16 protein-coding genes are annotated in these 24,793 nt (G+C 26.7%); 3 read left to right on the forward strand and 13 right to left on the reverse strand.

All coding sequences use genetic code 11. The features are described from left to right. Positions 1-22: 22 nt before the first annotated feature. From CP523_RS01325 to CP523_RS01370, 10 genes are all read right to left on the reverse strand, one after another. Positions 23-1,156 (reverse strand): SEC-C metal-binding domain-containing protein, encoded by a 1,134-nt coding sequence (locus CP523_RS01325; protein ID WP_066675567.1) that lies wholly within the window; start codon positions 1,154-1,156, stop codon positions 23-25. A 79-nt stretch (positions 1,157-1,235) separates the two neighbouring features. Continuing rightward, positions 1,236-3,449: an AAA family ATPase gene (locus tag CP523_RS01330; RefSeq protein ID WP_066675569.1), complete on the reverse strand. Its 2,214-nt coding sequence runs from the start codon at positions 3,447-3,449 to the stop codon at positions 1,236-1,238. 1 nt (position 3,450) lies between these two features. Further along, positions 3,451-3,750, reverse strand: coding sequence for an ATP-dependent Clp protease adaptor ClpS (locus tag CP523_RS01335; RefSeq protein ID WP_066675570.1), 300 nt, complete (start codon positions 3,748-3,750; stop codon positions 3,451-3,453). Between the two features lie 146 nt (positions 3,751-3,896). After that, positions 3,897-4,094: a hypothetical protein gene (locus CP523_RS01340; protein ID WP_066675572.1), complete on the reverse strand. Its 198-nt coding sequence runs from the start codon at positions 4,092-4,094 to the stop codon at positions 3,897-3,899. A gap of 182 nt (positions 4,095-4,276) precedes the next feature. Next, entirely contained in the window at positions 4,277-7,162 is a 2,886-nt protein-coding gene (locus CP523_RS01345; protein WP_066675574.1) for a penicillin-binding transpeptidase domain-containing protein, read from the reverse strand. 216 nt (positions 7,163-7,378) lie between these two features. Next, entirely contained in the window at positions 7,379-7,621 is a 243-nt protein-coding gene (locus tag CP523_RS01350; RefSeq protein ID WP_066675575.1) for a hypothetical protein, read from the reverse strand. A gap of 82 nt (positions 7,622-7,703) precedes the next feature. Beyond that, positions 7,704-11,624 carry a polysaccharide lyase 8 family protein gene (locus CP523_RS01355; RefSeq protein ID WP_120140423.1) on the reverse strand — a complete coding sequence of 1,307 codons (3,921 nt, stop codon included), beginning with the start codon at positions 11,622-11,624 and terminating at the stop codon, positions 7,704-7,706. 195 nt (positions 11,625-11,819) lie between these two features. Further along, positions 11,820-13,805, reverse strand: a complete 1,986-nt coding sequence (locus CP523_RS01360; RefSeq protein WP_162925927.1) for a bifunctional 2',3'-cyclic-nucleotide 2'-phosphodiesterase/3'-nucleotidase — start codon at positions 13,803-13,805, stop codon at positions 11,820-11,822. Positions 13,806-14,141: 336 nt separating this feature from the next. Further along, positions 14,142-16,463, reverse strand: a complete 2,322-nt coding sequence (gene gshAB / locus CP523_RS01365) for a bifunctional glutamate--cysteine ligase GshA/glutathione synthetase GshB (RefSeq protein WP_066675580.1) — start codon at positions 16,461-16,463, stop codon at positions 14,142-14,144. Continuing rightward, on the reverse strand, positions 16,447-17,775 hold the full coding sequence (locus tag CP523_RS01370; protein WP_066675582.1) for an MATE family efflux transporter: 1,329 nt from the start codon (positions 17,773-17,775) through the stop codon (positions 16,447-16,449). The genes gshAB and CP523_RS01370 overlap by 17 nt, the downstream gene beginning before the upstream one ends. A 188-nt stretch (positions 17,776-17,963) precedes the next feature. Here CP523_RS01370 and yjeM point away from each other — a divergent pair, with 188 nt between their 5' ends. Next, the gene (gene yjeM / locus CP523_RS01375) at positions 17,964-19,472 is read left to right on the forward strand and encodes a glutamate/gamma-aminobutyrate family transporter YjeM (RefSeq protein WP_227909592.1); all 1,509 of its coding nucleotides are present in this window, start codon (positions 17,964-17,966) and stop codon (positions 19,470-19,472) included. Between the two features lie 38 nt (positions 19,473-19,510). On the opposite strand, the gene CP523_RS01380 is transcribed toward yjeM, so the two are convergent. From CP523_RS01380 to CP523_RS01390, 3 genes are all read right to left on the reverse strand, one after another. Next, positions 19,511-20,881 carry an MATE family efflux transporter gene (locus CP523_RS01380; RefSeq protein WP_066675583.1) on the reverse strand — a complete coding sequence of 457 codons (1,371 nt, stop codon included), beginning with the start codon at positions 20,879-20,881 and terminating at the stop codon, positions 19,511-19,513. Positions 20,882-20,975: 94 nt separating this feature from the next. Further along, complete coding sequence (locus tag CP523_RS01385) at positions 20,976-21,521, reverse strand: nucleotidyltransferase family protein (RefSeq protein WP_120140425.1); 546 nt, start codon at positions 21,519-21,521, stop codon at positions 20,976-20,978. 122 nt (positions 21,522-21,643) lie between these two features. Next, positions 21,644-22,165: an ECF transporter S component gene (locus CP523_RS01390; protein WP_066675585.1), complete on the reverse strand. Its 522-nt coding sequence runs from the start codon at positions 22,163-22,165 to the stop codon at positions 21,644-21,646. A gap of 166 nt (positions 22,166-22,331) precedes the next feature. Here CP523_RS01390 and CP523_RS01395 point away from each other — a divergent pair, with 166 nt between their 5' ends. Both CP523_RS01395 and CP523_RS01400 read left to right on the forward strand, forming a co-directional pair. Next, the gene (locus tag CP523_RS01395; protein WP_066675589.1) at positions 22,332-22,664 is read left to right on the forward strand and encodes a DUF1622 domain-containing protein; all 333 of its coding nucleotides are present in this window, start codon (positions 22,332-22,334) and stop codon (positions 22,662-22,664) included. Positions 22,665-22,737: 73 nt separating this feature from the next. After that, entirely contained in the window at positions 22,738-24,768 is a 2,031-nt protein-coding gene (locus CP523_RS01400; RefSeq protein WP_120140426.1) for a methyl-accepting chemotaxis protein, read from the forward strand. The last annotated feature ends 25 nt before the right edge of the window (positions 24,769-24,793 follow it).

The raw sequence follows: 24,793 nt of genomic DNA on the forward strand, positions 1-24,793 counted from the left end.
CCCTCCTTGGAATAAAAGTTAATTATTTACCACAACACTTTTTATATTTTTTATTACTTCCACATGGACACGGGTCATTTCTACCTATTCTTACTTCATTAACTACAGTCTTTTTTTTATTTTGTATATCATTTTCTGTGTGACCTTTAAGTGTCCATCTTTTAATAGATTTTGCAAGCTTTTCAAGTTCTCCAGTAAATATAATCCTTTCTTCCTCTGATTCAATTTCATAAGCTTCTAAAAATACTTCTACAGCCTCATCTAAAGATACTTCATTTTTTATAGCTATTGAAAAACTATCTATTTCTTCTTTTAAAATCTTTTTATCTATTACGAATAATTGCCCCATTACCTTTTCAAGTTTTTCACCTTGCTTACTTTCTTCAATAAAATCTGGTCTTGATGCTTTTATAATAGTTTTTTTATCTATTTTTAAATAATTAATATCTTCATTACTTTCTTGTTCTTTTATTATAAGTAAAGGTTCTTCTACGTCTATATGATAAGCTAAATTTCCTTCTACTTGATAATCAAAACCAAGTTCTTCTCCATTTAATATAAGTGATTCAATATTCATATCCTTAATTTCAAAATCTATATAGCTTTTTACTAATTCTTTAAAGTTTTCAAAAGTTAAAACTCCATAAAAATAAACCATTCCAGCAAATAATTTTATAATTTCTGTATTATTTTTAGCTTTCTTTTTTAAATCAGTTGTTAACTTGTCTTTTAATATATCAATTAATTCATTTGGTAATATTACATTTAGTTTTTTATCAACCATTCCTGTAAACATTAACCCTCTATTTCTAAAATAATTAGCATCTATAAGTTCACTACATTTATAGTTCTTTCTTCCATTTAAAGAAACCATTTCTTCAATATACTCTATACCCTCTTCATCTAATAGATTTAATACTAAATCTATATTATTTATAATTCCTTCTTTAACTTTTAAAACAGCATCTGCTTTTTTTAAAGAAGTAATTCCTCTTATATTGTATTTTGAAGCTACTTTTACTAATTCCTCTTTTGTCATCCTATCTAAATGATAATCCAAAGAGGAATTTTCGTCCATATCCTTCCACATTTTATCTGCTTTTCTTATATCAGCTTTTACTATATCTTCTTGAATCTTGTTTATGTCCTTATCCAAAAATTACACCTCTTCCTATAGTCATTACCTATTATATTAGTTTCTTTTGTAAAATCTATATACCATTATATATGGTAAACTACATAATAACCAGTTTAAATTTATCATTATTTATTGTAACACTAACTATTCCACCATTAGATAATTTTCCAAAAAGAATTTCATCTACAAGTAACGGCTTTAAGCTTGTATTTATTATTCTTATTATCTCTCTAGCGCCAAACTCTCTTGATATTCCACTTTCAGCTAAATGCTCTATACATTCCTTAGAAAATTCTATTTGTACATTTTTCTTTAATAACTTTTCTTTAAATTTTCTTAGTTCCTTTTTCACTATAGATTTTGCCATTTCTTCATTTATATAATTAAATGTAATTATTTTATCTAACCTATTTCTAAATTCAGGTGTAAATACTTTTTTAACCTCTTCATTAATAGCATCAAAAGTTACTTCTCTTCTTCCAAAGCCAACTAAAGATTTCCCTATATCTTTAGCGCCTGCATTTGATGTCATAATTATAATTATATTTCTAAAATCAGCCTTGCTCCCTTGGTTATCTGTAAGAGTTGCATAATCCATTACCTGCAATAACACATTTAATATATCACTATGTGCCTTTTCAATCTCATCAAGTAAAAGTACTGAGTTTGGTTTCTTCCTTATTGCATCTGTAAGCATACCACCCTCTTCATATCCAACATATCCAGGAGGTGTTCCTATAAGCTTTGATGCCGAATGTTTCTCTGTATATTCACTCATATCAAATCTTATTAAATCAACTCCTAGTGTTTTTGCTAACATTTTTGCAATTTCAGTTTTTCCCACTCCTGTAGGTCCTACAAATAACATAGATGCAACTGGCTTATTATCATCATTAAGTCCAGCTCTTGACATTTTAATACATCTTGAAACCTCTTCTACTGCTAAATCTTGCCCATATATATTTTCTTTTAATATCTTTTCTAAGTTCTTTAATGAATTAATTTCATTACTTTCTACTGTTTGCTTTGGTATATTACAAACTTTAGATATAATTTCCTCTATTGTATTTTCATCAATTTTTTTTAATATATTATCATTATTTTTCATTGATACATAAGCTCCAGCTTCATCAACTATATCTATAGCCTTATCTGGTAAAAATCTATCATTAATATATTTATCACTTAAATTAACAGCTGCTATTAATGCTTCATTTGTATATTTTACATTATGGTATTCTTCAAAGTTTTTCTTTAATCCTTGTAAAATTTCAACAGATTCGTTAACTGTTGTTTCTTTCACTTCTATAGGTTGAAATCTTCTAGTTAAAGCCTTATCTTTTTCAATATACTTTTTATATTCATCATAAGTTGTAGATCCTATAAACTTAATTTTCCCTTCTAATAAATAACTTTTAAGTAGTGATGCCCCATCTAATGCACCACCATTTAACGCTCCTGCTCCAACTATAGTATGAATCTCATCTATATATACAATAGGATTATTATGTTCTTTAATAGCCTCTAATAATCCTTTCATTCTTTCTTCAAAATCCCCTCTATATTTAGTTCCTGCCAAAATAGATCCTATATCTATAGAAAAAATCTCTGCATCTTGTAACTTTTTAGGAACCTTTCCTTCTGAAATAAGTCTTGCAAGACCTAATGTTATAGCAGTTTTACCTACTCCCGCTTCCCCTACATGAATAGGATTATTTTTAGTTCTTCTAGAAAGTATTTGGATTGTCCTGTCTATTATATCTTCTCTTCCTATAAAAGGATCTTTATTTTGCTCTTTAACTAACTTAGTTAAATTAGTTGAATACTTTTCTATATCTATATTATTTTTACTATCTTTAGATTTTTCTTCTTTATAATCTTTATTGTCTTCTATGCTTTTATGACATAATCTAAATAATAACTCACCTTTTGTTAAACCTTGATTTTCTAAAAAATAAACAGCATAACTATTTTCTAAAGAATATAATGATGCTATTATATGCTCTAAATGAACAATTGCACTTTCACTAAAAGTTGCTTGTTGAGTTGCAATAAAAATTAAATTTTTAACTCCAAAACTCTCCTCTGGATCTATATTATTAACCTTATTTATATATTCATCTATATAATTTTTTAAATTGTTTTTGAGTTCTAAAGTATTTCCGCCACATTCTAATATAGCATTTTTTAAACTTTCCTCATCTAATGCTACATATAATAAATGCTCTGGCGTCATATACTCACTATTAATTTCTTTTGCAAAATTAAAGGTTTTAACTAAAATATCATTTACAACCTTTGATAAATACATATTACTCTTCCTCCACAGTTAAATTAAAGGGAAAACCTTCTTCTCTTGCTAAAGACATAGCTTTAGAAACCTTAGACAAAGCTATATCATAAGGATAAATTCCAGCTATTCCCCTTCCACTTTTATGAACATCTAACATTACTTTATTTGCCTCATTAATATCTTTATTAAAAATATCCATAAGAATAGCCACTACAAACTCCATAGTTGTAAAATCATCATTATGCATAATAACCTTAAAATTTTTTGGTTTCTTTATCTTTACTTTGCTTTTTTCCTTTATTCCTATATTTGTTTCCAAATTTGTCCCTCCATATAAAGTGTTTCTAATATAAAAGTATACTCTAAGTTTATTATTTTCTGCAAGTTATTATATTTCTTAATAAAATTAATAAAACAAAAAAATATCCTATTATTAAATCTAATAGGATATTAAACTTCTATTTATTAATATAATATATTTTTTCCACAATAAGGACAAATATTATTGAATGAACTTATAAATGGTATTGTCCCAGTAAACCCTGGACCAGGCATTACATTAATAGAAGTGGCCATTGCTTCCCAAAATCCTAATTCACTTTGGTCTTTTATTAAGTTTCCATTTATCAACTTCCCACAATGAATACACTTTTTATTATCCATACTATGACACCTACCTTATTTAAAATAAAATTTCTATGTTTCATAATATAATTAGTATTTCCATTTTAAAGTTGTTTATCCACACTTTATATATTTATATAATTTCTAAAAACAAAAAAAACAAATTCCTTTAATATACTTAAAAAACTATATATTAAAGGAATTTGTAATTTATTTATACTTTAATGTTGAGTATCTTTATTATCTTTTACTGTTGAATTTAAAACATATTTTTTAAATGTTTCTGATTTTTCACCATAGTTTGGATCCATTTGAAGTAATCTATCCTTAAAATAAGCTTCATAAATAGCTTTTGTTGGGAAAGATGAGTAACTACCTCTACCACCATCATATAAAACAGTAAATGTTGCAATTTCTGGATCATCTACTGGTGCAAAACTACCATATGTTGCATATGGATCTCTTCCTATGTAGTCATAAGCTTCTTGCGTATTTAGAAAATCGGCTGTACCCGTTTTACCTGCAGTAGGTATAGGGAAATTACCAAATTGTTGTACTACGAAAGAGCTAGAATCTACATGGTTAACTCTATACATACCTTCTTTTATAATCTGTAAATTTTGAGGATCTATATCTATTTTTTCTAAAACTTCAGTATTAAACTCTTGAATAACCTCTCCTGTAGGCGAAGTTATCTTATCTACTAAACGAACTTTATTTCTTGTTCCTCCATTGGCTAATGTGGCCATATAATTGGCTAACTGTAAAGGTGTAAATCTACTTATACCTTGACCTATAGCAGCATTAACTATTTCCGCTGGGGATGTAATTGCACTTGCTTGGTCAAATACTGTAAATTGAGCGATAGCATCTCCGATTATTTTAGCTTCTCTATCAAGATCAACTGTTTTATTATTACTATTCTCATAATTTTTCACATTCTCTTTATATTTAGCAGAAGCTTTCATAACATTCTTAATTTCTTTTTGAATATCTGCTGAGAACTCATCTGCTCCTAAGGCTTTTTCATTTGTTCCCACTTGTTCAAGTCTCTTGGTAACTTTATCTTTTAATTCTTGCTTTGCATTTTTTAAATCTTCTGCATCATCTTCTAATTTTTTAATATCAAAAGGAATGAAATTATATGCACCATATGTTCCTTTTTCCAAAAAGTCAACTAGAGAAAACATAGCTGAATGTATTGCTCCTTCTTTAAAGGATTTAAAGTTATATACTTGACCAAAATTTTCTTCTATTTCAACTCCAGTTTCAGGCTTCATATTACTATTGGCATCAAGTCCAAGTCCAAATTTATAAGCATACTTTGCTATTGTATCAAGTGATTCTACTGTTGAACCGTATTTTTCATATAATCTAAAACCAGTTTCATAAAAATAAAAGTTTGATGATACTTCTAAAGCCTTTCTTATATCTATAGGTCCATGTCCTATCTTTGCATAGTTTGTCGGCGCATAATCTCCAAATATATCTTTATGTATATTCCATATACCTGTATCATCCATTATTGTATCACCTGTTACAACACCTTCTTGAAGACCGGCTAAAGCTGTTAAAGGCTTAAAACTTGATCCTGGTGGAATTAACCCTTGAGTTGCATAATTAAAGAAGCTTCTTGGATAAATATCCTTATCATCTTTTCTAACTCCATCTTCTTCTGGGAATAATTCGTCTAATGTTGCAGAAGCATTTGTTCTAGCTACATACTCTTTATAAAATTCTTCATAATCAGGACTAAAATATTTTTTACTATCTTCTGCACTTAATCCACCTGGAACTGCAAACATATTAGGATCATAATCTGGATAACTAGCTAAAGCTAATATTCTTCCTGTTTTAACTTCTATTGCTACAGTTGCTCCTCTTGTTGCAGCAGGGTAAGTTGCTCCATTAAAGTCTACCATTGTATTTACTTTATTTATTATATCTTTCAAAGACTCTTGAGCTGCATATTGAATATCCTTATCTATGGTTAGATGTATATTATTTCCTGGGTAAGACTCTAACTTAAATAACTCTTCTGTTTTTCTTCCTTTAGAATTTACTTTTATTGTTGTTCCACCCTTTGATCCTTTTAATTGACTTTCAAAAGCTGCTTCTATTCCAGCAACTCCTATTAAGTCAGAAGAAACATCATATCCTCTTAAGTCATATTTTTTCTCCTGTGCACTGTTAATAGGTGATATATATCCTAAAACAGATGAGGCTAAATTACCATAAGGATAAGATCTTATTGGTTCTAAGCTTACATCTATTCCTGGCAAATCATTTAATTTTTGATAAACTACAAATGCAGTTTCTTGTTTTATATTGCTTGCTATTGTAACTGCTCTATATCCTTTAAAACTTTGTATTTTAATAGCATCTTTAACTACCATGTAGTTTCTTATTTCCGTAGCCGAAAATTTATTAAGTATCTCTAATGTCATATCTTTTCCACTCATATTTATATAAGCTTTAAGTTGCTCATTACTTGGATCTTTATTTATAAGTTCATACATATTATAAGTTTTAACTAATGCATAAAATGTTTCTTCTGGAGTAATCTTTAATAATTCTTTATTAACAGCAGCTATATCTTCATCTGTTAAATCTCCTTTTTTATCTCCAAATAACTTTTTTTCTATTTGTTCATTTAACCCTCTATCTCTTTTAAAAAGTATTTCTGCTGCCTCACGATCCGCTTTAACATCAGTTTTAAAATCAAAATAAAATTTCCCATTACTATCTATTTTAAGCATAAGATCATCTTTAAACTGCTCTTCACCATCATTCAAAATCTTAAAAATATTATCCATAGTTGTATAAAAATCTTTTTCTGATTCTTCTGTAGTAGTATAGGTTAAAGCATAAGTTTGAACATTAGTTGCCAAAACATTTCCTGAACTATCTAATATCTTCCCTCTAGGAGCTTTTTCTGCAACAAATCTTGTTGATCCTATATCGGCTCTTTCTTTATAATCTTCATATTTGTATATTTGAAGATAAACTAATTTAGATATAATTATTCCAAAAATTAAAAACATAACTAAATTTAAACCTATGTATCTAGACAGCTTTTTCTTCTTTTTTTTGTTGTTTACTATCATTAGCCCCTCCATATTATTATTCTAAATAGTTTTAACTAAGTTTTCAGCTAAAATTATAACACATTTTTTTCAATTTGTTATATTATATTACATATTTAATAAAAGCTTAATTAATTCTTCACTATATACTTTAATAATCTATACACTAAAAAAATATTATTAATTATTTTTTTAACTATTATAAAAGGGATATCATTAAGATACCCCTAATTTTTATTATCTAATTAAAAAATTCATTGAAAGATTATCTTTATCAAAGGTTAATTTAATTTTTACCTCATCTAAAAAATTATGATTTCTAAAACTATTTACTACCTCGTCATTAGTATATCCATATTGGCAATAAATAATATCTTTTTCTTCAATCAAGTCATATTTAACTACACAAAAATTTTTATCACCGGGAGTTAATTTACCAATTGCTCTTAGATATTTCTCTAATAATTTTTCAATTTCCATTTCTCCATCTCCTTTTTGTTATTAAATATTCAACTTCATTTACTATTATATCACATTTTAAATCATTTATTGATAAATTCACTTACTTTTTCTTTTTGAATAGTGTAGCTCCAACTCCCAGTAAAGAAACTGCTACTGCTAATAATCCTGTTGCCCCTACACCAGTTCCTGTCTTAGGTAAGTTTCCTATATTATTTTTATTACTATTAGAACTTTTATTTTCAACATTAACTTTAAATGTCTTTTCTGTTTTATCTCCGTCTTTATCTTCCACTTCAAATACTACATTATATTCTCCTGATTCTGTAACTATTGAATCATTATTTAATTTAATGTTATTCTCTTTTATCCTAACTTTTTCTGTTAAATCCCCATCTTCTTTATCGATTACAACTATTTTATGAAGATTTTTATTCCATTTATCTCCTACAGTTAAATTTACATCTTCTCCATTAATTACAGGTGCTTGGTTTCTATCTTTAACATTAACTTTAAATGTCTTTTCTGTTTTAACTCCATCTTTATCTTCCACTTCAAATACTACGTTATATTCTCCTGATTCTGTAACTATTGAATCATTATTTAATTTAATGTTATTCTCTTTTATCCTAACTTTTTCTGTTAAATCCCCATCTTCTTTATCAGTTGCAACTATTTTATGAAGATTTTTATTCCATTTCTCTCCTACAGTTAAATTTACATCTTCTCCATTAATGACAGGTGCTTGGTTTCTATCTTTAACATTAACTTTAAATGTCTTTTCTGTTTTATCTCCGTCTTTATCTTCCACTTCAAATACTACGTTATATTCTCCTGATTCTGTAACTATTGAATCATTATTTAATTTAATGTTATTCTCTTTTATCCTAACTTTTTCTGTTAAATCTCCATCTTCTTTATCGATTACAACTATTTTATGAAGATCTTTATTCCATTTCTCTCCTACAGTTAAGTTTACATCTTCTCCATTAATTACAGGTGCTTGGTTTCTATCTTTAACATTAACTTTAAATGTCTTTTCTGTTTTAACTCCGTCTTTATCTTCCACTTCAAATACTACGTTATATTCTCCTGATTCTGTAACTATTGAATCATTATTTAATTTAATGTTATTCTCTTTTATCCTAACTTTTTCTGTTAAATCCCCATCTTCTTTATCGATTACAACTATTTTATGAAGATTTTTATTCCATTTCTCTCCTACAGTTAAATTTACATCTTCTCCATTAATGACAGGTGCTTGGTTTCTATCTTTAACATTAACTTTAAATGTCTTTTCTGTTTTATCTCCGTCTTTATCTTCCACTTCAAATACTACGTTATATTCTCCTGATTCTGTAACTATTGAATCATTATTTAATTTAATGTTATTCTCTTTTATCCTAACTTTTTCTGTTAAATCTCCATCTTCTTTATCGATTACAACTATTTTATGAAGATCTTTATTCCATTTCTCTCCTACAGTTAAGTTTACATCTTCTCCATTAATGACAGGTGCTTGGTTTTTTATTTGTTGTTTTTCCTCGCTTCCATCCTCTACAAGTTTAACAACTAGTTCAAATGTTTTTCCTTTAGCATCTGTTGTATTTACATCAAATGAAATTTTATTATTATTTAAGTTAATATTAGCTATTTCATTATCTGACGAAACAACTTCTGCACCTTTTCTATTTATTTGAACTGATATATTATTTTCCTGAAAAGTTGGATCTGAAACCGCTATAGTTAATGTTTTATCATTATTTTCTTTTACCATTATTGATGAATTCCCTGTAGATGTTATAGAACCTGATGTATTTTCTCCATCTACAAAAAAGTTTGCACCCTCCATCTTTAGTCCTAAATGTTTAACCCCTTGTGCTATTTCATCATTCCTAAGAATTTCAATATTAGATTTTTCTGAATAGGACTTAACTTCTTCTACTGATTTATTGGGTAATAAAACATAGCTATATTTTTCATTTTTTATTTTAGAACCATGATTTATATACATAGTTAAATAATTATTTGTAACAACTTTATCAGCCTCAGCTTTAGATGAATTAATGTTAAACCAATTTCCTTCCCTATTATCTCTTAATATATTTATATCTGCTCCATCTGGGAAATAATAACCTATGTTAGAATTACTAACATTTCCCTCCAAATAAGCCCATTTAGCATTTTCTACTTTATCACTATCACCTAAAGTTTTTATCTTTTCTTCTCCATCCACTATAAATCTGTTACTTCCATCTTTTTTTATTTTTCTATTTTCAATTATAGTTTCATTATCGTATTCTTCAGGATTTGTTATATCTGAACCTAATGCAACTATTTCATCATCAAACATAAACCATGACTTATTTGCAGTTAATGAATCATACTTATTATCTATTTTCATACCTGAAATTCCATAAATACCTAATTTAGATCCACCTGACCAATTACTATTTCCAAGTTCATAATAAACTTCATCTTGATCACTTGATCCAGGATCTATTCCTGGTAAAATTTCTTTATCTTTTCTTAGCCTTTTATCAATGGTTGTTCCTGGCATTCTATAAGGGTCTATTGTAGGCCAAAAATCATCAGAAAATTGAGTTAAATCATCATTATGTAAGTATGTCATTCCATCTCCTTGGAACCAAGGCTTTAAATTCTCTTTATTCATAAACTCATATTTACTTATTCTACTTGAACTTCTTGAAATTGATAATGCATAATCTTCTCTTTCATGAATAGTCTTATCCATCATATTTAAAGCATTATGTTTTGCTTCTTGTTTGGTTGCCACAATACTATCATCTTTCATAAATTGATAAAATTTATTTATTACATTTATCGATTTAAACCTTGTACCAAAATCTATTATTTCTTCTGCTTCATTTGCCCATTCCTTAACTAAAGCTTGGACTTTTTTTGATGTATCTTCATCTGATATCATTGAAAGTTTTATCATTCCTTCTATTATACCTGATGCCTGCATATATCCATTTCCATTATATCTTGAAATGGATCTTCCTCTAACCATATCCATAACATATCCTTTATATATAATTGGATCAAAACTTTCAAAAATCCACTTATATACATTATTTTTGCTTTGTGATTTAACTGACCATGGAGTTCCTTCTAATAAAAACATTATATTTGATATCTTGTCTATTAATACATTCCCATAAGATCCTGTATAAGCTACAATCCCATGTTGTACATATGAACCATCTGCATAAAATCCATCGCCATTTGTGACATATTCAAATACACCTTCTATATCTTCTGAAGCTTCTTTTATCTTGCTTGGATCCTTAGAAATTACACCTTGTAATAGCTTATTTATACATACATCTGCTAAATTTGCCCCTGTATGATATTTACTTCCTGGATCTATAATTGGTAAAAACTTTTGTATAGCATCCATATATCTTTTTATTTGATCCTGTGATAAATCATCATACATTAAAATTGTTGTATTATTTAATCTAGCAGGTATTCCAATTACCCAATCCCACCAGTTACCATATTGTTCTATATTTTCATTATAAGCATTTTTATTTATCCATTCTAAAGCAAAAATTATTTTATTTTTTAATTCTTTATTTTTATAGTACTTATTATTAGGTAAATTATATGATGTTGCCATTGATAATATATTATTAAACATAGAGGTTATTTGTGATGGTTTATCTTTATACTCCTTAAGGTTTTCCCACAACCAATCATTATCTGGATTCTCATTCATACTCTTTAAACAATTATCTGTTTGTTTTTCATACCATGAAATTTTTTTAGCTATTGCAGAGTTTTTGACATCCATTTTTGATCCAACAGTTAAATCTTCTTTCCACTTTAATCTAAGAGTATTTATTATAGAATTCTCATTATTTGTATTTAATTCTATACATGTACTATCATTTTTTATATCAGCTTTAATAGTTGTTTCTAAAGTAGTAGCGAAACCTATGCTTGTAACTAGTGTAGTTATAATAATTACTTTTATAGTTTCCTTGCTTCTTTTCATTTTAAATCCCCCTTTAATTTTAAGTAAAACCTAGAAATTAATATAATTATTCTAATTTAAATATTTTAACAATAATAAATCGGTTTTTAACACTTTCCTACAAATAATTTTAATAAAAATTTATTTTATCATAAAAAAAACTGTTCTTAAAATTAATTAAATATTCTTAAGAACAGTTTTTATTTATATATATAATTATTTTGTTAAATCATATATATAATTTTTAAGTTTTTCTCCTGCAGAATCACTAGCTGTTATACCTTTATATTCACTTATATAATTTTCAGCATTTTCATTTGATATAAATTTTGCTTTAATTCCATCTCCAGACAACTTCCAATTATTATCCTTATTACAAGGTAATGGACTATTTTCTTTTATATAATCTGATATTATTTGCCTTGTTTCATCAGCTGCTAAATATATAAGCTTATCTCCATTTTTTAAACATGGGAAATGTCCCCCACCACCAGCTCTATAGTTATTAGTTATTACAAGAAACTCTTGATTATCATCTATAGGCTTTCCATTATATGATAAGTTTTTAATTCTATTTGCTTTTTCATTTACTATATTACCTTCCTTATCATATTTTGTATCTTCAGTAACATCTATTTCATAAGTTACTCCATCTATAATATCAAAGTTAAAACCTGGATAATTAATATTTATTAAATCTTGTGCCTCACTATTATTTTTATCTAATTTATTAAATTGTCCTGCACTCATTTCTAACCATTCTCTAACATCAGCTCCTGTTATTTTAACAACTGCTAACATATTTGGATACTTATAAAGATTTGATACATCTTTAATTTTTATGTCCCCTTCTTTTAAATTAAAATAATCCTCTGGGTTTATTCCTCCCTCTGTTAATCCTGCTTTTAAAGGAGCTGTTGCTGATAATATAGGAAGATCTTTATACTTTGTAATTTCCTCTATATTGTTTTCTTTTAGTTTTTCCACATATTTTTTTTGAGCATCAGTTACTATTTGCATACCTTCATTATCTGCAACTAAAGCAAAATAACTATTAATATCTTTTGCTATTTTACCTACTGAAGAATTTATATACTCTAAAATAGTTTCATGATAAGGCTTTAAGAAATCTACTAATTCTTTATCATTTTCAACTCCTTTAACTGCTCTCACTTCACTTTTTCCATCAATAACCTTCCACTTTTCTCCGTCCTTTTCAAGTTTAAGGTCTATTATTCCTAGCTCTTTTGCGTAATTTAAAGGCTGTACTGTAGGAATTCCATTCATAGTACCTTTTTCAACATCTACATTTCCTAATTTTTCATATTTCTTATTTGGAAACTGATCATGTGAGTGACCTGTAACTACAGCATCAATACCATCTATTCTTGTTAGTTCATATGCCTCATCTTCTTTTCCCTCTTCGTACTTACCATCTCCATATCCACTATGAGATAATGCTATAACTATATCTGCTCCTTCTTTTCTTATTTTAGGAATAAACTCTTCTGCTGTTTTCTTTATATCCTTTACAACTACTTTTCCATCTAAATTTATTTTATCCCAATTTAAAATTTGTGGTGGAACGAAACCTATTACTCCAATTTTTATAGTTTCTTCTTTACCTGCAGAATCCATTACCTTTTCTTCAATTATTTTATATGGAGTAAATACATTTGTTGTTCCATCAACTTCATAAACATTAGCATTTACTGTAGGTAAACTAGTGTCATTTAATAATTGTTTTAAATAATCTAAACCATAATTAAATTCATGATTACCTATATTTCCGATATCATAATTCATTTTCTCTAAAGTCTCATATATAGGACTTTTTTCGCCAGGCTTAGTTACTTCAACCATATTATAATAATCTGCTAAAGGAGTACCTTGTATATCATCTCCATTATCAACAACTAAAGTATTGTCTATTTCATCATCTAAATTATTATTAGGATCTACTTCCTTCTTTGCCTCTTTCATTAAAGTTGATATTTTAACCATTCCTAATTTATCTGTTTTTGAATCTGTATAATAATCATAATCCATTAAATTTGAATGCATATCTGTAGTGGCCATTATACGAAGATTAACTGAAGTTTTATCTTTATTATTATTTGTTGATCCACATCCCCCTAATATAAATGATGTTGAAATTAATTGTACAGCTACAATCATTGCTAGTATTTTTTTTCTTTTCATCCTAAATCCCATCCCCTAATTTTAATATTTTTTAATTTAAAAGCGCTTATTGAAAATTAAAACATAATATTATAATTCAATTAAATTATTATATGTATATTTTACCATTTAATAACTTTATTTTACCATATTTCCATTTTTACAACAATTGATTTTAAATGTTTCTTATTTTTTCAAATTATATTTAATTTTTTTAATTATTTTCTAAAAATTCTTTCTTTAATTGTTTACATTTAAAATTATTTTTAGTTATCTTTATCACAATAGTATCTGATAAATTTATTACACATAAGAAAAAAGGATAGTAAATGATTCCTATCCTTTTTCTTATATAATCTAACACTCATTTTTATATTGAAAGCCTAATAAATCTAATATTTTATCACCTATATTTCTTTCTTTTCCTTTATAAGGAAAAGAATGTATATGTATTGCTGGATTAAAATTTAATTCTATTATTGCATAATTTGAATTTTCATCTTTATAATCCTCTATTATCATATCTACTCCACATATTTTAGCATTAACTGCTTTAGCTGCTTTTACTGCAATATCTTTAAAAATATTTGGAATTTCATCTGTGTAATCTATACTATCTCCACCAGTGCTTATATTTGAATTTTCTCTAAGATATACTATTTCATTATATTTTGGAATATAATCAAAGTCTATGTTTCTTTGATTTAGGAAAAGCTTTGCTACATCATCTAAAACTATTTTTTCTAAAGGAGTCTTATATCCTTTTCCCCTTAAAGAATCCTTATTTTTTTCTTCTACTAATTCCCTTATAGTATGTTTTCCATCTCCTAAAACATTTGCTGGAACTCTATGAAGGATTCCCTCTACTTTATCTCCAATAACTAAAAATCTATATTCCTTTCCTTTAATAAATTCTTCTATAATAACAGTATTATCGTATTTAAAGGCAAACTCTAAGGCTTTTATTAAATCTTCCTTTTTAGCCCCTTTAGTAAATATACTTATCCCTAATCCAAAGTTAGTTGATTTTGGCTTAATAACTACTTCCTTATTTACAAATTCATAAATACTATTTATCCCTTCATTTAAAGAATAAAATTCTTTTCCTAAAGGAACTTTCAATTGGCTTTTATGTAATATATTCTTAGTTACTGTTTTGTTTTCCATAATTAAAACAGTTATATAATTATCTATAGAAGTCTTAGTTGCTTGTTTTATGTACTCTATATGTTCACCTTTTTGCAACGAAATAAAATTATCATTTTTATCTATTATTTCTATCTTTAATCCTCTTTTAATGGCAGCTTTTAATAGTATTTGAGTTGATAATTCTAAATCAGAAAATCCTATCAATTTATATCTATTGTTAAAAGACTCTTCTTTATATTTTCTAGCTAACTTTAAATTAGTATTAATATAGCCCTCCTCTTTTGCCATTTCAGTAATTCTGTTTGCATATGTTTTTTTAGGATTTTTAACTTTTTCTATTTGGCTTTCTATTATATCATCACTATTTAAATTAAAATCCTCATTAATTTTAGATATCTTATTAAGTAATACCATTGCCCAAGTATCTTTTTCGATTTTTTCTCCATTCCTCTTAAGAAATATATTTTTTTGACCATAACTTGCTATTATTTTTTGATTATATAGAGCTTCTTCTTGCCATTTTTCATATCTATCTTCTTCTTCATTTAGAAGAAATAAAGTAAATAAATTAACAAACTTTAAATCCTCTAAAGTTATTCCAACTTTATCAAAAGGGTTAATATCAATACTTCTAATTTCTAAGTAATTTATTCCATCTTCAATTAAAGAATCTAAAAAATTATTATTATCTTTAGCTTTTAATCTAATTTGGCTATAAAGCTCCTTATGGCTATCTATTATACCTTCATTTACATATCCTTTAATACTTTTAACATAATCTTCTACAGTTTTATAACTTGGAAATAAGTCTATTTTATTACCATAACCACAATCACTATTTCTATATGATAAAGCTCCCTCATTACTAAATGTATCATCTGCTATCTTTTGTAATTTTTTAATACATTCACCTTCATAGCTTCCATGAATTATTGCAGCTCCACCTAAAAGGTAAATTAAAAGCCATCTATATCTTAAGTAATTTCTAGCTACTTTTAAATATACTTCATCTCTAAAATCCTTATAACATCTTTCTTTACTACTTCCATGATATAACTTTTTTATTAAATTTTCATTATAAGAAAAATTATAATGAATTCCTGAAATTAATTGTTTTTTTCCACCATATTTCTCAAATAATTTTTCTCTATACTCTCTAGCTTTTCTTCCTTCTTCTTTACATCTACAAAATTCAGCTATCGGTATATTATGATTTTCTGGAATATCACAAGGCATTGATTGGGGCCATAAGTATTCATCTTTAATTTCTAAATCAACAATGTCAAAAAGTGAACTACAAAAATTATAAACTTCTTCTAAACTATTAAGTACAGGAGTTATTAATTCCACTTGACTTTCTGAAAAATCTGTTGTTATATAAGGATTTGATATTTTTCCATGAAAATTTTTTGAATGAGGTTTTATTGATAATTTTCCATTCTTATCAACTCTTAAAGACTCCCTTTCTATTCCATATCCTCCATTTAATAAATCCTTTTTGCTTAACTTATCCTTAATACTGTATAACATTTTTATAACTCCTCCATATCTTATATCTATACATTAAATAAGCTGTTATCCCCTTTAAAATACTTGATACTGATATACTAATCCAAACTCCGTTAATTCCTAAACCTTTAATTAAAAACAAAGCCATAGGAATTCTTAAAACAGTAAATATCATGCTAATAAAAGCTGGAATCTTAGGCTTTCCAATTCCAGTAAACATTCCATTAGATATCATTTCTATTGCTGCAAAAACTTGAGACAATCCCACTATTCTTAAGTAGCTAGATCCAATTATTATAGTTTCTTTTTCTCTTACAAATAGTTTAACTAAAAATTCAGGGAATATTATAAATATAATGGATGCTACTGCTGCATATATTGTTCCAATTAAAAGTGAAATATTATAACCTTTTATTACTCTATCATTTCTTTTTGCTCCATAATTTTGCCCAACAAAGCTAGAGACTGCACCATTTAATCCTCCTACTACCATAAGCATTATAGATTCTATTTGTAACCCTATCTTTTGTGCTGCAATTGCATCTGATCCAAAATTAGATATAATTTTTGCTAAAACTATATTAACAAAAGTAAATAATACTCTTTGAAATGCCATAGGAAACCCAAGCCTTGCAATTTTAATTATATTTTCTTTTCTTATTCCTACACTTAAATCAAAAGTTAGCATTTCTTTTCCCTTAATATTAAAAAGTATAAACATTAAAATATTTGAAAGTAGAGTTGCTATTGCCGCTCCTAGAACTCCCATTTTAAAACTATATATTAAAATAGGATCTAAAATTATATTTATAATTATTCCTAATGCACTTATTTTTAAAGCACTTTTATTATTTCCAAAGCTACTTAAAACCCTAATATATAAAATATTAAAAAAAGTAAAAAGTAATGTTGGTGCACTAAAAGCTAAATATAAATATCCATTTTTCTCAACTATGGGATTATTTAAATCAAAAAATCCTATAAGTTTTTTCCCTGTAACTATAATAATTGTAGAATAAATTATTCCAATTATAAGATTTAAAAATAATCCTGAATTTAAGTATTCCTTAACTTCTCTTTCATTTTTCTCGCCAATAGAATGTGCAACTTTAATTCCTGTTCCTATTACTACTAATGAATTTATAGAATGTCCAAGCCCTATAAAAAAACTAGATGTTCCTATACTAGCAACACTATCACTTCCAAGTCCCCCAACCCAAAGCATATCTACTAGATTATATGTTAATTGTAATAAGGAACTTCCCATAATAGGCAATGCAAGAGCTATTATTACATCTCTTACATTGCCTTCTGTTAAATCTATTTTTTTCATAAAATCTCCCTAGTTATTTGTACATTAAATTTCAATATTTATTTTTAACAAAATTTCTTTTTTAATGTGCTTTTATTATACACTATTCCATTTAATTATAAAACCTACCTATAGTTTCCTTAATACCCCAGAAAAATTTGGGCAATATATTTAAGAACATAATAAAAATAAAAAGGAGGTTTAAGATTTTGAAAGGTAATAAAAATAATACAAGCAAATTAACTTTAAGCGCTCTTATTCTTATGATTTTCACATCAGTTTATGGTTTTAATAATATTCCAAGGGCTTTTTATTTAATGGGTTATTCCGCTATTCCTTGGTACATACTATCTGCCATAACATTTTTTATACCATATGCATTTATGATGGCTGAATATGGAGCTGCTTTTAGAAAAGAAAAAGGTGGAATATATTCTTGGATGGAAAAATCTGTTGGGCCTAAATACGCATTTATAGGAACATTCATGTGGTTTGCATCTTATTTAATTTGGATGGTAAGCGTATCTTCTTCTATCTGGGTTCCTTTATCTAATTTAATATTTGGTACAGATAAAACAGAGACTTGGTCTTTATTTGGATTAAATGCTCCAAGAACATTAGCTATACTAGGTTGTATATTTATAGTTTTAATAACTTTTATATCCTCAAAAGGTCTTAAAAGTATTGCTAAAATAGCATCTATTGGTGGGGTTTTTGTAAGTAGTGCTAACATAGTTTTAATTATTGGTGCATTAATAGTTTTAGTATTTAATGGATTTAATATGGCACAACCAATAAGTGCAGCTGAGTTTATTCACTCACCTAATCCTAATTATCAAACCCCTTTAGGTATACTTAGCTTTTTAGTCTTTGCATTATTTGCATATGGTGGACTAGAAGCTGTAGGTGGTTTAGTTGATAAAACTGAAAATCCTAAAGTTGTTTTTCCAAGAGGAATTAAAATAGCAGCTTTAGTAATTGCTGTTGGTTATTCTTTAGCAATTCTTTTTGTAGGTTTCTTTATTAATTGGAAATCTATATTAAGTTCTTCAAATGTAAATATGGCTAATGTATCATATATTGTTATAAAGAATCTAGGAATTGAACTTGGTAGGGTTTTTAATCTTTCACCTGATAATACTGTAATTTTAGGTGCTTGGTTTGCACGTTTTATTGGCCTTGCTATGTTTTTAGCCTTAACAGGGGCTTTTTTTACTTTAATTTATTCACCATTAAAACAATTAATTGAAGGAACACCCTCTGAAATTTGGCCAAAAAGATGGACAATAAAAGATGAGAATGATATGCCTGTTAATGCCATGTGGGTGCAATGTATAATAGTAGTTTCTATAATACTTATTTCATCTTTTGGTGGTAAAAGTGCAGGTGTGTTTCTTGATTACTTAATATTAATGGGTAATGTTGCTATGACTATTCCTTATATGTTCTTATCTTTTGGCTTTATCTATTTTAAAAGAAAAAAAGAAATTCAAAAACCTTTTGAAATATATAAGAATCCAATAGTAACTAATGTAACTGCCATTATAGTTACATTTACAGTAGGGTTTGCAAATTTCTTTACTATACTACAGCCAGCATTAGAAACTAAGGATTATATTTCAACATTATTTCAACTTATAGGACCTCTTTTCTTTGGATTTGTAGGTTTCCTACTTTATTATATTTATGAAAAAAAATATATAAAAAATAATTCTTAATAAAAAAGGTTAGAAATTAATTTTTCTAACCTTTTTTATTAAACTTCAATTTCAACAAAATCTCTCGTTACATCTCTAACCCATTTTCCACTTAATACCCTAAATACACTTACTATAGATTTTAAAATTTCATCTGATTTTATTATGAAAAATACTAATGCTACAGGTAAATCCAATAAAAATGCTCCTATAAAACCACCTGGTATGGCAACTAACCACATAAATACAATATCATTAATTAATACAAATTTAGCATCTCCTCCACCTCTTAATACTCCCATCATTAGATTAACTCCTAAAGACTGAAATATTACTATAATAGAAGTTACTTTCATAATGTCCATTGCTATTCCTTTTGTAAATAAAGTTACATTGTAAAAGTCAACTACTATAGGCCTAATAATATATATAATTCCACTAGCTATAATTCCCATAACAACACTAAAAATTCCAATGGTAAAGGCATATTCTTTAGCTTTTTCTCTTTTACCCTCACCTATTGTATTTCCTATTATTACAGACGATGCATTAGATAATCCAAAAATAAAAACTGTAACAAATTGATGAGCTACTCCATTTATACTATTAGCAGCAACTACATCAGTTCCCATTCTACCTACTACAACGGAAATCATCGATGCTCCAATTGACCAAAATAATTCATTACAAAGTACAGGTGTACAAATAGATATATAATCATTTAATATAATTTTATCTACTTTTTTAAAATGTTTTAATTTAAGAAGTATTTTATTTTCAAATACTGACATAAATACTAAAACAATTAAAAATTCGCAAATTCGAGCTATTACTGTTGCAATGGCAGCTCCCTTTATCCCAAGTTGTGGAGCTCCTAAATTACCAAATATAAGTACCCAATTAAAAAATGCATTAACTATTAAAGAAATGCTATAAACAATTATTGATATTTTAACTGTTTTTACTGAACGAAGTATCATTATGGTACAGTTGGTTATAGCGTAAAATATATAACCAATACAAACTATCCTAAGATAACTTGATCCAGCTTCTATTACAGCTAAATCAGTGGTAAAAATACCCATAAATTTACTTGGTATAAATATTGCAATAAAAATAAATACTATTGTAATTGTAATACATACCCTATACATTATAGCTAGTATTTTATGAATTGCCTTTTTATCTCCTTTACCCCAATATTGAGATATCATAATATTAGATCCACCAGCTAGTCCAAACATTAAAATCATAAGTACAAAAAATAAATTATTTGCAATGGATACTGCCGATAATTGCACTTCTCCTAGGGAACCAACCATTAACGTATCAATCATACTTACAGCAAATGTAATTAGATTTTGCATAGCTATTGGTAATGATATACTTAAAAGTAACCTATAGAATCTCTTATCTCTCGTTATTTGCATAATACCTCCCTGTATTAAATTAATATTTACTATTAATTTATTATTTCCAGTACAATTTTACTATAAAATTCTATAGATTTTAAGATATTATTTATTAATTAAAAAGTTTTTTACTCCTTTTTAAAACATCCTTTGGTAAATCATTTTTTAAAGCTCTATCTATTAACTCCCTATGCCTTATTCCATTTTCCATTAAATATTTCTCTATTAACATAACTTTAACTTCTCTTCCTTTTATAAGTTGATAAATTATATACCAATCCTCTAAGGCCATAAAAGGTATTTTAATACCATTTAAAGTTTTGTATGAAGCTATAGATTTCTCATCTAATACCACAGTATAAACTCCATTTTCATAATTTATAGCAAAATCAGCCATAACATCTATATCCACACCATCAACTAAATATTCATAAAAATACTTTGTTGAATAATTAGAGTTTTTATTCTCATCTCTTTTAATTCCTATTTCTTTTAGTGCTTTATCTACCTTTCCAATATCTTTACAGTCTACAATAATATCTATATCATTAACTTCATTTACAATTCCATATTCTTTTAATAAAATAGAAGCTCCTATTGCCCATCTTATATTATTTTTATTTAGTTCTTTAGCAACCTTTTCCAATTTATTAAGCATATTAATAACCTCTCTTTAAGTTTATTTATAGTTTAATAATAAATTCTTCTAATTATAAAGTCTATGTATTATTTTATAATTTAAAGATTTTTAGTAAAAGTGTATCAATTTTTTCTCTTATCCTACTTCTCCTTTAACCTATTTAGTAAATTAGACTTTACTAACATAGTTATAATTACTATAGCACAAATTAATCCAGCTATACTTTGTACAATTAGTCCCCAAAACTCTGCAACAGCATAACTTAATCCAAATAGTATATAATTTGTAAATGTATATCCCATTATTTGAACTATAGCTCCTAATACTGCTCCAATAATCCAATTATAACTTTTTTCATTTTTAAACTTCATTATAAAAAATGACATAATTACTGCCATTGCATATTTAATAATAAATGTTGGAATAATCCATATCATGTATCCTCCAATTAAGTCTGCTAAAGCTGCCCCCATTGCACCTGCAAAGGCACCTTTTCTACCACCTAATAAAACTACTGATATAAAAATCATGGAATCTCCTAAATGAGTATATCCATTTAATGTAGGAACTTTAAAAGAAAAGGTTGCAAAACATACTAGAGCAGCCATTACTGCCATCTTAATTAAACTTATAGTTCTATTTCTTTTGGTTGTTTCAATCATATAAAAATTTCCCCCTTTTTATTAATTATATAAATAATATCAAAGGATTAAATAATAATAAAATGTATACATACAATTAAAAGAGTACTTTTCATACTTCTTTAATACATTTTTATATAATTTCTTGGGACAATAAGTTTATAACATCTTTTAGGAGGATTTTTTTATGTTAGAGGAATTACTTAATAAATATTTACCTTCATTAATAAACTTATTAGAAGTTATGGGAATAGTAATTGTTTTAATTGGAGCTATTACGGCTTTTTATAGATATATAAAAAGTATACTTACAAATAAAGAATATCCTATTAAATATACTTTTGCTAATAATTTAGCCATGGCACTAGAATTTAAACTTGCAGGTGAAATTCTTAAAACAGTCCTTATAAAAAGTATTGATGAACTTTGGATAATTGCAGCTGTAAGTTTGCTTAGGGGGTTTTTAGCACTTTTAATTTACTGGGAAATGAAAAATGAAAAGTCAGAAACATCTAAATAGTATATTTATTAAAGTTTTGTAACTAAATGTCGATTATAAAATCTTGAAATATATTTACAAGGGAGATTTGTTCATGACTTTAAAAAATCTTAAAAGAAACCAGCAAAAACAAATAACACTAAAATCTAAAATGAGATCAGGTTTAATTCCTATAATGGCAATAACTATAATATTGCTTGGATTTTCTTCATATGTTCTTGCAAAAAATTCATTATTTAAAAATACTGAAAGTTTTCTAGTATCTTCTGCTAAACTAGCCAGCATAGGTGTTAGTGATGTTATATCAGAAAGAAGTAATACTCTTTTAGCTTTATCATCAAATCCAATCTTAAAAGAAAAATCAGACTTTAATAGCAAAAAGACTTTTCTTAAAGAATCTGCCGAAACAAATAAATATAAAAATATTGGAATATCTGATATTAATGGAAATATAGAATATATATCTGGTTCAAAAGGAAATGTTTCCGAAAGAGAATATTTTCAAAATGCATTATTAGGAAACATATCCATCGGCACTCCCCATTTTGGTAAAGTCAGTGGTGATTTCTTATATGAAATGGCAGCTCCAATTACTAATTCAGATGGACAAATAATAGGAGTTTTAGTAGTTATAAGAGATGGATTTGAACTATGTGATATAATTTCAAATATTAATATTATGGGCTCTGGGGGAGCTTATATTTTGGACAATCACGGAACATACATAGCTGAAAAAGATAAGAACATTGTTGAAAAGCAAGTAAACTCATTAGCAACTTCACAATCTGAAAATAATAATACACTTCAAGATATACATAGAAAAATGATTGCTAAAGAAACTGGAATATCTACATACTACAATAAAGACGCTGATAAATACATTGCTTATACTCCAATTGAAGGAACTGATTGGTCATTAGCTGTATATGTTACTCATAATACAGTTTTAAAAGAATTTAGCAAAATAAAATTCCTAATATCCTTAATTGCTATTATTTGCTTAATATCTTTAACTTTATTAATTAATTATATATCTGATAAGATTTCTAATCCTATTATTAAAGTTAATAATTCATTAAATTCCTTTGCTAATGGTGATTTTACTAATAAAATAGATAAAAGCTCTATAAATTGTAAAACTGAACTTGAAACTATGAGTATTTCTTTAATTAAAGCTAATGAAAGTCTTGTTAATAGTTTTAATAAAATTAAAACTACTGCTAACTCCATTGATAATAAATCAGAAGTCCTAAAAAATATATCAAATGAACTTACAAGTCTTATTTCTGGAGTATCACAGGCAATTTCTGATGTTGCTAATGGTACAAGTACTCAAGCTATGGATCTTACAAATATAACTAGCAGCTTATGTGATTTTAGTGAAAGCTTAGAAAAACTTACTGAAGAAGTAATAGTCATTACATCAATGAATGATATTATTAAAGAAAAAGCAGAAACTAGTACAGATGAACTTTCAAAGTTAATAGAGAATCTTTCAAAATTTAATTCTAATTTTAATAATTTTAATTTAAAATTAGAATCAAATACATTAGAAATAAAGAAAATAAATGAAATGACTGACTTAATTAGAAATATTTCAGAACAAACAAACTTATTAGCGTTAAATGCTGCTATAGAAGCAGCTCGTGCTGGTGAGTCTGGAAAGGGGTTTTCTGTTGTAGCTGATGAAATTAGAAAATTAGCTGAACTAAGTAATAAATCTACTGAAACTATTTATTCTGTTGTAAATAATATTATTGTAAATACTGAAGACTTAGTTTCTAATTCTTTAAACATGAAAAAAGACGTTGAATCTCAAGATATAGTTGTTAATAATACTATTAAATCCTTTAATGATATACTAACTTCAATAAATGATATTATTCCTAAAATATCATTTATGAGTAAAAACTTAAATTCTATAAATACTAATAAAAATGATATACTTCAAAATATAAATAATTTATCTGCTATTTCAGAAGAAATTTCAGCAACTACTGAAGAAATTGCTGCTTCAGCTGAAGAATTAAATGCCTCAGCTTTAGTAGTTGGTACTGCTTCAGAAGAATTAAATGAACTTGCTCATGAAACTAAACTTGAAATGGACAACTTTAAAACTGAATAATAAATAAAAAAAACATCTAAATTTA

Origin of the sequence: Clostridium septicum (genome assembly GCF_003606265.1) — a bacterium.
GTDB classification, from domain to species: Bacteria; Bacillota; Clostridia; order Clostridiales; family Clostridiaceae; genus Clostridium; species Clostridium septicum.